Origin of the sequence: Companilactobacillus musae (genome assembly GCF_003967595.1) — a bacterium.
Taxonomy (GTDB): Bacteria; Bacillota; Bacilli; order Lactobacillales; family Lactobacillaceae; genus Companilactobacillus; species Companilactobacillus musae.
In genome coordinates this window covers 104,663-117,119 of sequence record NZ_BIFW01000003.1, presented here as the reverse complement: position 1 = coordinate 117,119, position 12,457 = coordinate 104,663, and the positions used below count along the sequence as shown (strand labels likewise).

Genomic DNA, 12,457 nt, shown 5'->3' with positions numbered 1-12,457 from the left:
GAAATTTATGCAAGAAGTAGAAAGTAAAAAGATAAAATTAAATAATACACGTTATAGATTGGGATACCATATAATGGCACCATCTGGATGGATTAATGATCCAAATGGCTTTTGTTATTTTCAAGGATATTATCATATTTTTTACCAGCATTATCCTAATGATTCTAAATGGGGACCAATGCATTGGGGACACGCTAGAAGTAAGGATTTAGTACATTGGGAGACTTTGCCAATAGCACTTACTCCTGGAGATAAAGAAGATGAAGATGGCTGTTTCTCAGGAAGTGCAGTTGTCTATAACGGCAAGATGCATTTGATTTATACAGGCCATCATTATTATGGAGATGGTGATCCGGATCATTTTTGGCAAAATCAGAATTTGGCAATTAGTGAAGATGGGATCCATTTTGAAAAATATGAAAATAATCCGATTATATCTCAAGCGCCTGAAGATAATACTCAACATTTTCGTGATCCTAAAGTCTGGTATAACAATGGAAAATGGTATTTGATATTAGGAAGCCAAAATAAGCAAGAAATGGGTCGAGTATTACTTTATAAATCGGACAATTTAATTGATTGGATTTTAGTAGGCCCAGTTGCAGAATCAAAAGATACAAAAAAAGAAGGTTATATGTGGGAATGTCCAGATTTCTTTAGATTAGGAGATAATGACTTTCTTCTAATGTCCCCACAAGGAATAGAGGCTGATAAAGGGCGTTTTAAGAATCTTCATGAAACAGGCTATTTAGTAGGTAATTATCGTTATAACGATAATAATTTTGAACGTGGAGATTTTAATGAACTAGATAATGGACATGATTTTTATGCAACACAGACTACCTTAACCCCAGATGGTCGAAGAATCGTTATTGGTTGGATGGATATGTGGGAAAGTCCAATGCCAGAAAGTGCCGATGGTTGGGCTGGAGCATTAACTATTCCACGAGAACTGATTTATCAAGATGGAATTCTAAAAATGAAACCAATTAAGGAATTAGAAAAATTAAGAACCAGAGAACTATTGAATAAAAATTACCTAGTTAAAGGTAATCAGAATATAGTTTCTAATTCTAGAAACTATGAGGCTAAATTGAATCTTAATGTTGGAGATAATGATGAGGCCGGTTTTGAACTAAGAAATGCCAAAAATAATTTAATTTTAAGAGTTGTATATGATAAGAGAAATAATAGAATTGTTTTAAATCGTTCGGGAGATGATCCTGAACGCGAAGCAATTTTGTCAAAAACTGAACAGTTAGAATTCCATTTATACGTTGATACCAGTTCGATTGAAATATTCATTAATAATGGAGAAAGAACCTTCACAGAAAGATTTTATGCCGACGGGGCTAAGTTAAACGTTATTTCTGAGAAGGATATGAAAGTTCAGGCGACTGTTTATCAGTTGGATAAGAATGCAGTGAAGTTTTAAATATAAAAAAAGTTAAACCAGTTGAGGTTTAACTTTTTTTAGTAGATAGTATGTGAAGAATCATCTTTGAAGTTGTCAAAAGCTTTAATGGTAGTATCTCTGTCATGCTGTTCTAAGTTCAAGGTGTTTTTATCTTGGAGACCATTATCTAAAAATTGATAGATGAAGTCATCTCTGAAGCCAATATTTTTAGCATCTTCGGCAGTATTTCCGTAGTAACAAGTTTTGATATTTGCCCAAATAATAGCTCCAAGACACATTGGACAAGGGTAAGCGTTAGTGTAAAGCTCACATCCAGATAAGTCGTAAGTACCCAACTTTTTGCAGGCTTTTCTAATTGTATAAATTTCACCATGGGCTGATGGATCATTGTCGGAAAGAACGTGATTCCGTCCTTGGGCAATAATTGTTCCGTCCTTAACGATTACAGTTCCAAAAGGACCACCAACGTTGGTACCGATATTTTTCTGAGCTTCATTGGCGGCTAATTTCATGAATTTTGATTCGTAAGCCATTCAAACATCTCCTAACATTTATGATTATTATAGTTCATAAAAAAATGAGAGCGGAAGAAGCTGTGTTTTGTTCCGCCTTTATGCTGCAATGTTGGGGAAGAAACTAGTTATGTCCCAATCTCATTATTCTTTTGAAAGTAACTTAATTAATAAATTTTTGTATCACGAATGTCTTTTAATATTTTCAATGATCCATCTTTGTAACTAAGGAAACCATAAACCGCAATACCAATTAGACCGCAAATAATAATGACAATCATGGCACCAATCTTAGTAGCATCAGAGATAACTTTAACAACTAAGAAATTAGCAGCGACAACGACAATTAGCATAATGATGCCATCAATAAGAATCTTTAGTAGCTTTTTGGCTAAATCTTTATCGACAATTTGGAATTGTTTATTGATAAGTCTGAAGGCAAAATGCGACATCACTATAAAGGCAATAGCAGTTGCTGTAACAGGTCCGTAAACGCCTAAGTAGATGGTTAAAGGAACTTGTAATATCATTTTGATAACATAGGCTAGGACTAAATAGAATAATGATTTCTTTACATGATGCGTAACTTGAAGAATATTTTCCAAAATCATAAATAGGCAATAGAAGAAAGCTTCAACACAGGAAACAATCAATACTTTGGAGCCGAGGATGCTTTGATTGTAAAATACAAAAACAGTCCAAAGTTGTCTACTAATAGCCATCATTCCTAATGTAGCTGGTAAAATAATGAATACCGTGAATTGAACGATATTTTGCATTAATTTTTGAATTGGTTCTTTGCCAACTTTACGACTAATCATGGCTGAAAGAGCTGGTATGACAGACGATGAAACGGAAATAGCTAGAGATACTAAGACCATGATTAATTTATTAGCTTGGAATCCAAACATAGCATAAAGGTCATCGATTGTTTTTTGACTGGCATGAAGAATCAGTTCATAGATCCAAGTAAAAGTGGTTTGATCAAATAACTGTAGAACAGTCATGATCGTATCAACCAAAAGAAACGGAATGGCCGAACGTAACATTGAGGCGAAGTTAATGTCTGGAGCTGACTCAGGTGAATCAGTACTTGTCGTGATATCTGTAACGGTGACAGAACGTCTAACTTTAATTCTGATCCAAAGTAGGAACAGATAAGCTAATGTAGCACCAATAAAAGATGCTAGAGTTGACTGATTTACAGCCGTCATGTAATTACCCTTTTGAAGGATCATGATTGTATAAGTAGCATAAAGCATATAAGCTACACGAGCGATTTGTTCAATAACTTGTGAAAAGGCTGAATAGGAAATGAACGCATAGCCTTGAATGTAACCTCGTAAAATACCAAGAGCAGGAATAATCAGCATAGCCACACTCAAGTATTTAATTGGCGTTACAACACGCATATCGCCGGCTGCTAAGACAATTGCGACGTATTTTGCACCAAAGAACATAATTAAGGCTAAAACGATGCCGACCAATGACATATATATAGTGTATTTTTTAAAAAGCTTTTCACTTTGATCGTAGCGACCTAAAGCATTGTGAGCAGCCACTTCTTTAGAAATAGCTGAAGGAATTCCTGCTGTGGCAATGATCAAAAACAAATTGTAAATGTTATAAACCTTACCATACAAGGCATTTGCTGCACCAACAGCTAGGGGTCCAATCCAAATATTCCAAGGAATAATGTAGATAACAGATAAAATTCGAGAAAGAATTCCACTGATAGAAATCCAGAGAGAACTTTTGAGTAATGAATCTTTTTTCATTTTATTTTCCATTCTTATAAAGTTGCTTTTAATTGTAGAGTGCTACGAATTAGTGATAAAAAGCCATCACGAAAATTAAAGCAATCAAAGCAGGTAATCCTTGTAAATAAAGGATCTTCTTAGTGGCAGTAACGGCGCCATAAATAGCAACAACAATGATGTAAAGCATTAACAGGATCAAAATAGTTTTTAAAACTGAGCCCGTGAAAAATAAGATCATTAGTAGAATTAAAACGCCAAGCATACCGTTATAAATGCCCTGATTGGCTAAGGCTGTTTGAGCTTCCTTAGTTTTCACAAAGTTGACTGACATATCAAAAGCATTGGCTTGAATATCAGGTTTAGCAAACATCTCTAAACCGGCGATACCAATATGTTCCAGAGCAACCAATGCGACTAAAAATAAAGTTAAGATTTGCATTGTAATCTTCTTCCTATTAAAAGTATAAGTACCATATTAAACCGTTTTGAATTTATGTACAAATTGTATTTGCTGAACAAAAAAGAAGAATTATAATCTTTTTACAATTCTTCATCGGGTTTTATCATAACAAATTTTTGAGCAAATTTGCCTTTTTGATTTATTTTTGCTTGGCGAAGACTGTCCATTTCTTCATAATTGATCGAAGCATCGTCTAAAATTGCACGGATAACTTCCTCAAGATCGCCTAGTTCTTCGACAAGATTTGCCCTTGTTTCAGCCTGTTTGACCTCTTGAGCTTCCTCAGTGATCTTATCGCGTAATGATTTTCTGTAGTCCTCATTAGAAAGAATTTCAAATTGGGCATCGTTTGAAAGAATATCGGGTATTTTGTCCCTAACCAATTTTTTCATAATATATTTTCCCCCTAAAACACTTGTAGAGAAATCTTACCATGAAGATAAAAAACAACCAAGTCAAAAACCACAAGCGCACTATTTGATAACAATAATATTACCATGATATGATTTATTTAAATAAAAATATAAAAAGTGTTGATTATTATGAGTTTATCTAATGTGGTAATTACGGAGATTTATGGTGGGGTACTTTTAGTTATTGTAGCTGCCATAATTATTGTTTTATTTGTTAATGATTTTATTCGTAAGAGGATGGTACTTGCTTGTCGTAATATTTTACTGGATAGGGAGAAAATATCCCAAATTTCAGTTGATAACAAGACCGCCGATTATTTGCTTCGGAATTATAAGCATGAATTGTATCGAGTAGATGAGATTATTTCTAAAGAAAATAATCTTATCAAATATAAATTATGTCTTAAAAAAAGAAGTTTTGATTTTTATTTAAAAAAACAAAATTTATGGAATTATAAAGTAGTAGCTATAAAAATGTATTAATGAGCTTGTCGTTATGACGATAAGCTCTTTTTTATTTCACAAACTTTGATTGACTATCTTAAAAAAATCGTATACCATGTTTATAAATTTTACCTAGATATAGGTAAAGACAAATACTTAGGAGGAATATCATGTCGGCATGGGATACAAAATTTGATAAAAAGGGATTCACATTTGATGATGTTTTATTAATACCAGCAGAGAGTCACGTTTTACCAAACGAAGTAGATTTATCAGTTCAATTGGCTAAGAATATTAAGTTAAACACTCCAATTTTGAGTGCAAGTATGGATACCGTTACTGAAGCCCCAATGGCTATTGCAATGGCGCGCCAAGGTGGATTGGGTGTTATTCACAAGAATATGAGTGTTGAACAACAAGCTGATGAAGTTTCAAAAGTTAAGCGTTCAGAAAATGGCGTTATCATTGATCCAATCTACTTAACAGCTGATGATGAAGTTAGTGAAGCTGAAAAGTTAATGGGTACATATCACATTAGTGGTGTACCAATCGTTACTAATACAACTGATTTAAAATTGGTTGGTATTATTACTAACAGAGATCTACGTTTTATCAGAGATTATTCCGTTAAAATCGGTACTGTAATGACAAGTGAAGCTTTGATTACAGCTCCATTAGGTACTTCACTTCAAGAGGCCGAACAGATTCTCCAAGATCATAAAATTGAAAAGCTTCCTTTGATTGACAAGAATGGTCGTCTAGGTGGTCTAGTTACAATCAAAGATATTGAAAAAGTTAAAGAATTTCCCAATGCCGCAAAAGATAAATATGGTCGTTTGCTAGTAGCTGCCGCAGTAGGTGTTACAAGTGATACATTTGAACGTGCTGAAGCTCTATTAAAAGCTGGTGCCGATGCAATTATTATTGATACTGCTCATGGTCATTCAGCCGGTGTACTAAGAAAGATTGCTCAAATTAGAGAACAATTCCCAGAAGCAACCTTAATTGCTGGAAATGTTGCTACTGCAGAAGGTACACGTGCTCTATATGATGCTGGTGTAGACGTTGTTAAAGTTGGTATCGGACCTGGTTCAATTTGTACAACAAGAATTGTCGCTGGTGTTGGTGTTCCTCAATTAACTGCTGTTTATGATGCTGCAAGTGTTGCTCATGAATATGGCAAAACAATTATTGCTGATGGTGGTATTAAGTATTCAGGTGATATCGTTAAGGCATTGGCCGGTGGTGGTAACGCCGTTATGCTAGGCTCAATGTTGGCTGGTACTGACGAAGCTCCTGGTCAATTTGAAATTTATCAAGGTCGCCGATTCAAAACTTACCGTGGAATGGGTAGTTTAGCTGCTATGTCACATGGTTCATCAGACCGTTACTTCCAAAGTGGAGTTAATGAAGCTAATAAATTGGTTCCCGAAGGTATTGAAGGTCGTGTCGCAGCTAAGGGTGCTGTTGGCGATGTAATTTATCAATTACTTGGTGGTTTACGTTCAGGTATGGGCTACGTTGGTGCTCATAACTTGAAAGAATTGCAAGATGCACAATTTGTTCAAATCTCAAATGCTGGTTTGAGAGAATCACATCCACATGATGTTACAATTACTAAAGAAGCTCCTAATTATTCAGTTAAATAAAATTTAGATAAAAAAGAACGGTGTCTATTAAGAAATTCAGGTATATATTACATGCCCTGAATATTTCTTATATAGATGCCGTTTTTTTTGACATAGGAACAAGGTTAGATAGTTATTTTTTCTCATTGCTATGACGATAACCATAGCCGAAATAAATGATCAGACCAATAGCGGTCCAAATGGCGTACATTTTCCAAGTAAAACTTTGCAATTGTGTCATTAAATAAATGCAAGCAACAAAGGATATTAAAGGAAAGACTGGGTAAAATGGAACTTTGAAAGCTGGTTGCAAGTCTTTAGTATTTTTGCTGTGACGTAAAAAGATGACACCGATTGATGTTACTGCGAAAGCTAACAATGTTCCGATATTAACTAGTTCAGTTATTTTTTCAATGGGAATTACGGCGGCACAAGTAGCAGCAATCAATCCAACTAAAATAGTACTACGAACGGGAACCCCTTTAGAACTGAGATTCTTGAACTGCTTTGGAAGCAAGCCATCACGGCTAAAGGAGAAGATCAACCGAGTTCCACCGTAGATAACGACTAATAGGACGGTTGTCATTCCCATTATGGCGCCCAATGAAACAATACCTGAGACCCAATTTAGGTTGAGTAGGTTCAAAGCATGAGAAACTGGATCAGCAACATTCAATTTCTTGTAATTGACAGCTCCTACTAATACTAGTGAAACCAAACTGTATAGAATTGCTACAATCAAAAGTGAAGCTATGATACCAATGGGCATATTTCTTTTAGGATTTTTAACCTCTTCACTCGCTGAGGAAACAACGTCAAATCCTAAGAAAGCATAGAAAGCAACTGCAGCACCACGTCCAATCCCACCTACTCCAAACGGTAAGAAAGGATTGTAGTTTTTAGGCTTAACATAAAATACTGTTACAGCAACAAATAGCAAGATAACAAAGATTTTGACGTAAACCATAATTGTATTAACTTTCATTGATTCAGTCATACCTTGTAATAAAAGAACCGTAGCAATAAAGACAATTACGAAGGCAACAATATCAAATCGACCACCAGTATTCCCAGCAGTTCCGGCAGCAGATTGCAAAGCTTTGGGTAATTGGATACCAAAACCAGCTAAAAGATTTCTAAAGTAAGCCGACCAACTTACAGCAGTTGAGGACGCCGCAAATAGATATTCGGATATTAAAGACCAACCAACTATCCAAGCGACGATTTCCCCATAAACGGAGTAGGAATAAGTGTAGGCACTACCTGCTAAAGGAATAGTCGAGGAGAATTCAGAATAACAAAATGCGGCACCAATACAGACTAAAGCTGCTAAAAGATACGTCAAAATAACCCCAGGACCAGCGTAATTAGCGGCAATAATACCAGGAGTAATGAAAATACCTGATCCAACAATGACACCAACACCCATGATAATTAGATCTTTGGCAGAGAGCGTTCTAGGTAAACTAGTTTTTTCATTTAAAAGATCGTTAACGATATCCTTTTTTCTAAATAATGATGGCATAGTACACTTCCTAACTTTATGTAAATACATTATGACATTTTGAAAGTTAAAATCACAGCATTAAATCTAATAACATTATAATAATTTTAATATTTGTACTGAGATAACATAAAGAAATCCCCGTGTGGCAATCATTCTTGATGATCACTGCGCGGAGACTATTTGTTGTTTGAGAGCTGAGATATATTTCGTTCCAAACTCTTAAAAATTCTATTTAATTAACATCATAATAATTGGAACCACAATCAAACTCATCAAAGTTGTTTCAGTAACCATGATAGCTGCATAATCAGAATCGGCGTGATAGAGTTTAGCAACTACCGGTGCATTGGTCATAACTGGCATAGCGGCTTGGACGATAAAGACTTGTTTCATTAGTGGAGTAGCAGGAATGAAAAGAAATAAACCAGCCATTAGTAAAGGAGCACAAATGAATCTTCCAAAGAGAATAGCCAAATTATCTTTGTGGAAGGAAACATTTTTAAGTCCAGCGTTGTAAATAGAAATACCGATAAAGATCATCGAAAGAGGAATTGTTAGATTTCCAAGGTATTCAAAATCTGACATTAAGAAGTTAGGTAATTGAATATGTAACATAACTAATATCAAACCAATGATGAATCCTAACAATGGTGGTGAGAATATTTTCTTTAAGGTTGTCTTTAATTTAAATGTACCTTTGATCTCACCATCCATTTGAATTAGGTAAGTACCTAAAGTCCAGAAAAATGTAGTGTTAGCCATGTAATAGACTAGAACATAAGGCAAACTCTTTTCCCCAAAGAGAGCCATATTAACTGGCAAACCAACGAAGACCGTGTTGGAGTTAAAGAACATTGATGAGAAAAGTCCTTTATGTTTAGGATCAATTTTTAAAATTTTAATCAAAAGAATCGAAATAAAAATCAAAATGGTCATTGATAAAACAGGTACTGCTAAGTCAGGCAGAAGTTTTATCAATTTTTTAGCAGTAAAATCTTTAGTAATAGTAGAAATCATATAAGTAGGCAATGCAACTTGTGTAACCAATTTAGCAATTAGTCGAGTTGAATTTTCTGAAAACCAACCTAAATAACTTAGACCATAACCAACAGCAATTAAACCGATGATAATTAGGATTCCTTGAATACTTGAGAAGAAAACGCCCATATAAAAACACCCTTCATTAATTATATATGCTCAATACTACACTTTTTTTAAAAAGGGTTTGAAAGATTTTAATATTTTTTTAATTTTCAGGATAGGTACGGTCCAATGTGAGAAGTGGTGGAGTGCAAATGCTTGAAAAATGAAAACGGTATCTTACAATAGATGTATAAATTAATAAAAGTGTTCTCGTTTATTACTCAGGAGGAATTAATAATGGCCTATAAAACTGTTAATCCATATACAAATGAACTTATTAAAGAATATCCCAATGCAACATCAGAAAAAATTGAGAAAGCACTAAGTGTCGGACATGCATTGTACAAAGAATGGCGTAATGAACCAGTTAATAATCGAGCTAATGTGTTACACAAAATAGCGGCTTTGTTGAGAAAGAATGAAGATGAATTAGCCAAGATTGCTACCATAGATATGGGGAAGCTTTTATCCGAATCAAAGGGTGAAGTAGAATTGTGTGCTATTATTGCTGATTATTACGCTGATAATGGTGCCGATATGTTAAAACCAACACCAATTACTAGTCGAAATACTGGAGATGCTGAGATTTTACATCAATCTACAGGTGTTTTGATGATGGTGGAACCATGGAATTTCCCATATTATCAAATCATGCGTGTCTTTGCTCCTAACTTTATGGTAGGTAACCCAATGATCTTGAAGCACGCTTCAAATACTCCTGGTTCAGCTGCCGCTTTTGAGAAAATTGTTCAAGAAGCTGGAGCTCCAGAAGGAAGTTTGACAAATCTTTTCGCTAGTTACGATCAAGTTAGTGACATTATTGCCGACCCTCGTGTTCAAGGTGTGGCTTTAACTGGATCAAAACGTGGTGGTCAGTCAGTTGCTGAAACGGCTGGTAAGAACCTTAAAAAGAATTCGATGGAATTAGGTGGTTCTGATGCTTTTGTCGTTTTGTCAGATGCTGATGTAGATAAAGCAGTTGATTTAGCCTGGAGAGTTAGAATTTATAACGCCGGACAAGTATGTACCTCAGATAAAAGATTTATTGTGGCAGATAACTTATACGATGAATTCTTAAAGAAACTCAAAGCTAATTTTGAAAAATTAGTTCCTGGTGATCCAATGGATTCTAAGACTACAATTGCTCCAATGAATTCCAAGCGTGCTAAGGATAAACTTCAAGGACAAATTGATAAGGCTGTAGCTGGTGGTGCTAAGGTATATTACGGTAACCAACCAATAGATTTGCCAGGTCAATTTATTCAACCAACTATTTTGACTGATATTTCAAAAGACAATCCAGAATTCTATGATGAAATGTTTGGACCAATTGCTCAAGTATTTAAAGTAAGCTCTGATCAAGAAGCAATTGATTTGGCCAATGATTCTGAATTAGGATTAGGTGGAATTGTTGTTTCATCCGATCCACAACATGGTAAGTCAGTTGCAGAGAAGATTGAAACTGGTATGGTTTTTGTAAACTCATTCCTTGTTTCATTGCCAGAGTTACCATTTGGTGGTGTTAAAGGTTCAGGATACGGTCGTGAAATGAGCCAATTGGGATTAACAGCCTTTACAAATGAAAAGTTAGTTGTAACAGCCCAAGAACCAGATTGGAATAATCCTGCTGGAGGATTAGCTGTTTTTAAGAACTAAACTTTAAAAATTAAGATATAAAAAAATAAAATGCCATCTATTAAAGACCTAGATATATAAGAGGTCTTAGTAGGTGGCGTTTTATTTTTAATCTAGTTCTTCTGATTCTGTTTCAGAGTTTTTTTCTGTGACGGCAGCTTTATTTGGTTTACGTTCTTTGATGAAGTAGAGCAATGTCATAATGACTAAGAAAACAACTCCAACTAATAGTGAAACGGTTGTCTCAGGGTTTAAGAACATGAAAACTAAAATAACCAATAGTGAAGCAATTGCAAGGTAGTTACTGATAGGGAAGAGCGGCATTTTGAATGGATGATCTTTCATTTTTTCTTTATTGATCTTTCTGAATCGTAGTTCACTGATTAAAATAACAAACCAAGGAACCATACCTGGAAGTACACTAGAACTATAAACAATAACGAAGATATTGCTTGAGGTATGTAGTAGTAACGGTAGTGAGTAATTTAAAATCAAGCCTAATAGAATACCAATGGAAATTGTAAGAACTGGAATATAAGGAACGTTGTGTTTTGATAATTTAACGAATGATTTAGGTAAGTGCTTTTCAAGTCCTAGAGTGTAAAGCATACGGCTGGAACTGAAGATACCAGAGTTACACCCAGACATGGCAGCTGTTAACATAACGAAGTTGATAATTTCGGCCGCAAAAGTGATACCTACCTTGGCAAAGGTTTCAACGAATGGAGAACCAATTGTACCTAATTTGTCCCAAGGATAGATAGAGACAATCACGAAAATAGCACCAATATAGAAAATTAAAATTCTACCAACGATTGAACGAATGGCTTTAACAATATTTTCTTGAGGATTTTCAGCTTCACCAGCTGTGATACCGATAACTTCAATACCTTGATAAGATGCTACAACGATTGATAGTGCAAAGATGAATCCTTTTAGACCTCCGGTAAAGAAGCCACCATTTGTCCAGAGATTACTGATACCAACAGGATGACCGCCGTTACCAACACCGAAGACGATTACGAAGAATCCTAAGATAATCATCATGATAATTGTTAAAACTTTGATTAAGGCGAACCAGAATTCCAATTCACCGTAAGCTTTAACAGAAGTCAAATTGGCCGCACAGAGTGTTACAACAACGACAACACCTGCAATCCACTTAGGCATTGTTGGAAACCAGAACTCCAGATAAGTACCAACAGCAATAACTTCACTGATACCAACAACTAAATATTGGAAGACATTGCTCCAAGCCGTTAAATATCCGACAACGGGATGAATATATTCAGTTGCATATTTAGCAAAAGATCCCGTAGATGGATCAACGTAGAGCATTTCCCCCAAAGCTCTCATAACCATATAAAGGATTAATCCAGCCAAAGCATAAGCTAATAGAACTGAAGGTCCGGTCCATTTAATAGTAGAAGCTGACCCCATAAATAGACCAACCCCAATGGTTCCACCTAAAGCAATCATTTGCATCTGTCTTGAAGATAAGCTGCGGCTTAAGTTTTCCTTATCTTTAGCCATATAAA

Annotated in this window: 11 protein-coding genes; 4 read left to right on the top strand and 7 right to left on the bottom strand. The window is 35.2% G+C overall.

Features of this window, described 5'->3' with window-relative positions:
* The first annotated feature begins 7 nt into the window (after nucleotides 1-7).
* Nucleotides 8-1,435 carry a glycoside hydrolase family 32 protein gene (locus LAB100_RS06190; RefSeq protein ID WP_119325411.1) on the top strand — a complete coding sequence of 476 codons (1,428 nt, stop codon included), beginning with the start codon at nucleotides 8-10 and terminating at the stop codon, nucleotides 1,433-1,435.
* A 38-nt stretch (nucleotides 1,436-1,473) separates the two neighbouring features.
* On the opposite strand, the gene LAB100_RS06185 is transcribed toward LAB100_RS06190, so the two are convergent.
* From LAB100_RS06185 to LAB100_RS06170, 4 genes are all read right to left on the bottom strand, one after another.
* Nucleotides 1,474-1,950 (bottom strand): nucleoside deaminase, encoded by a 477-nt coding sequence (locus LAB100_RS06185; RefSeq protein ID WP_119325412.1) that lies wholly within the window; start codon nucleotides 1,948-1,950, stop codon nucleotides 1,474-1,476.
* Between the two features lie 146 nt (nucleotides 1,951-2,096).
* Nucleotides 2,097-3,707 (bottom strand): putative polysaccharide biosynthesis protein, encoded by a 1,611-nt coding sequence (locus tag LAB100_RS06180; RefSeq protein ID WP_119325413.1) that lies wholly within the window; start codon nucleotides 3,705-3,707, stop codon nucleotides 2,097-2,099.
* 49 nt (nucleotides 3,708-3,756) lie between these two features.
* The gene (locus tag LAB100_RS06175) at nucleotides 3,757-4,128 is read right to left on the bottom strand and encodes a DUF1304 domain-containing protein (RefSeq protein WP_119325414.1); all 372 of its coding nucleotides are present in this window, start codon (nucleotides 4,126-4,128) and stop codon (nucleotides 3,757-3,759) included.
* Nucleotides 4,129-4,229: 101 nt separating this feature from the next.
* Nucleotides 4,230-4,541: a nucleoside triphosphate pyrophosphohydrolase gene (locus LAB100_RS06170; protein WP_119325415.1), complete on the bottom strand. Its 312-nt coding sequence runs from the start codon at nucleotides 4,539-4,541 to the stop codon at nucleotides 4,230-4,232.
* Between the two features lie 150 nt (nucleotides 4,542-4,691).
* Here LAB100_RS06170 and LAB100_RS06165 point away from each other — a divergent pair, with 150 nt between their 5' ends.
* Entirely contained in the window at nucleotides 4,692-5,045 is a 354-nt protein-coding gene (locus LAB100_RS06165; RefSeq protein ID WP_119325416.1) for a hypothetical protein, read from the top strand.
* 131 nt (nucleotides 5,046-5,176) lie between these two features.
* Nucleotides 5,177-6,655 (top strand): IMP dehydrogenase, encoded by a 1,479-nt coding sequence (guaB, locus tag LAB100_RS06160; protein ID WP_119325417.1) that lies wholly within the window; start codon nucleotides 5,177-5,179, stop codon nucleotides 6,653-6,655.
* 112 nt (nucleotides 6,656-6,767) lie between these two features.
* On the opposite strand, the gene LAB100_RS06155 is transcribed toward guaB, so the two are convergent.
* Complete coding sequence (locus LAB100_RS06155; protein WP_119325418.1) at nucleotides 6,768-8,159, bottom strand: amino acid permease; 1,392 nt, start codon at nucleotides 8,157-8,159, stop codon at nucleotides 6,768-6,770.
* Between the two features lie 210 nt (nucleotides 8,160-8,369).
* A complete protein-coding gene (locus LAB100_RS06150) occupies nucleotides 8,370-9,308 on the bottom strand; it encodes an AEC family transporter (protein WP_119325419.1) in 939 nt (312 codons plus the stop codon).
* Nucleotides 9,309-9,521: 213 nt separating this feature from the next.
* Here LAB100_RS06150 and LAB100_RS06145 point away from each other — a divergent pair, with 213 nt between their 5' ends.
* Nucleotides 9,522-10,940 (top strand): NAD-dependent succinate-semialdehyde dehydrogenase, encoded by a 1,419-nt coding sequence (locus tag LAB100_RS06145; RefSeq protein WP_119325420.1) that lies wholly within the window; start codon nucleotides 9,522-9,524, stop codon nucleotides 10,938-10,940.
* A gap of 87 nt (nucleotides 10,941-11,027) precedes the next feature.
* Here LAB100_RS06145 and LAB100_RS06140 read toward each other — a convergent pair whose 3' ends face one another.
* Nucleotides 11,028-12,452 carry an amino acid permease gene (locus LAB100_RS06140; protein ID WP_119325421.1) on the bottom strand — a complete coding sequence of 475 codons (1,425 nt, stop codon included), beginning with the start codon at nucleotides 12,450-12,452 and terminating at the stop codon, nucleotides 11,028-11,030.
* Nucleotides 12,453-12,457 lie beyond the last annotated feature (5 nt).

What these genes read in the sequence shown, in the direction of transcription:
- LAB100_RS06180 (WP_119325413.1), bottom strand. Translation starts at nt 3,707, where the DNA reads ATGAAAAAAGATTCATTACTCAAAAGTTCTCTCTGGATTTCTATCAGT.
- LAB100_RS06150 (WP_119325419.1), bottom strand. Translation starts at nt 9,308, where the DNA reads ATGGGCGTTTTCTTCTCAAGTATTCAAGGAATCCTAATTATCATCGGT.
- LAB100_RS06140 (WP_119325421.1), bottom strand. Translation starts at nt 12,452, where the DNA reads ATGGCTAAAGATAAGGAAAACTTAAGCCGCAGCTTATCTTCAAGACAG.
- LAB100_RS06190 (WP_119325411.1), top strand. Translation starts at nt 8, where the DNA reads ATGCAAGAAGTAGAAAGTAAAAAGATAAAATTAAATAATACACGTTAT.
- LAB100_RS06185 (WP_119325412.1), bottom strand. Translation starts at nt 1,950, where the DNA reads ATGGCTTACGAATCAAAATTCATGAAATTAGCCGCCAATGAAGCTCAG.
- LAB100_RS06170 (WP_119325415.1), bottom strand. Translation starts at nt 4,541, where the DNA reads ATGAAAAAATTGGTTAGGGACAAAATACCCGATATTCTTTCAAACGAT.
- LAB100_RS06145 (WP_119325420.1), top strand. Translation starts at nt 9,522, where the DNA reads ATGGCCTATAAAACTGTTAATCCATATACAAATGAACTTATTAAAGAA.
- LAB100_RS06155 (WP_119325418.1), bottom strand. Translation starts at nt 8,159, where the DNA reads ATGCCATCATTATTTAGAAAAAAGGATATCGTTAACGATCTTTTAAAT.
- LAB100_RS06175 (WP_119325414.1), bottom strand. Translation starts at nt 4,128, where the DNA reads ATGCAAATCTTAACTTTATTTTTAGTCGCATTGGTTGCTCTGGAACAT.
- LAB100_RS06165 (WP_119325416.1), top strand. Translation starts at nt 4,692, where the DNA reads ATGAGTTTATCTAATGTGGTAATTACGGAGATTTATGGTGGGGTACTT.
- guaB (WP_119325417.1), top strand. Translation starts at nt 5,177, where the DNA reads ATGTCGGCATGGGATACAAAATTTGATAAAAAGGGATTCACATTTGAT.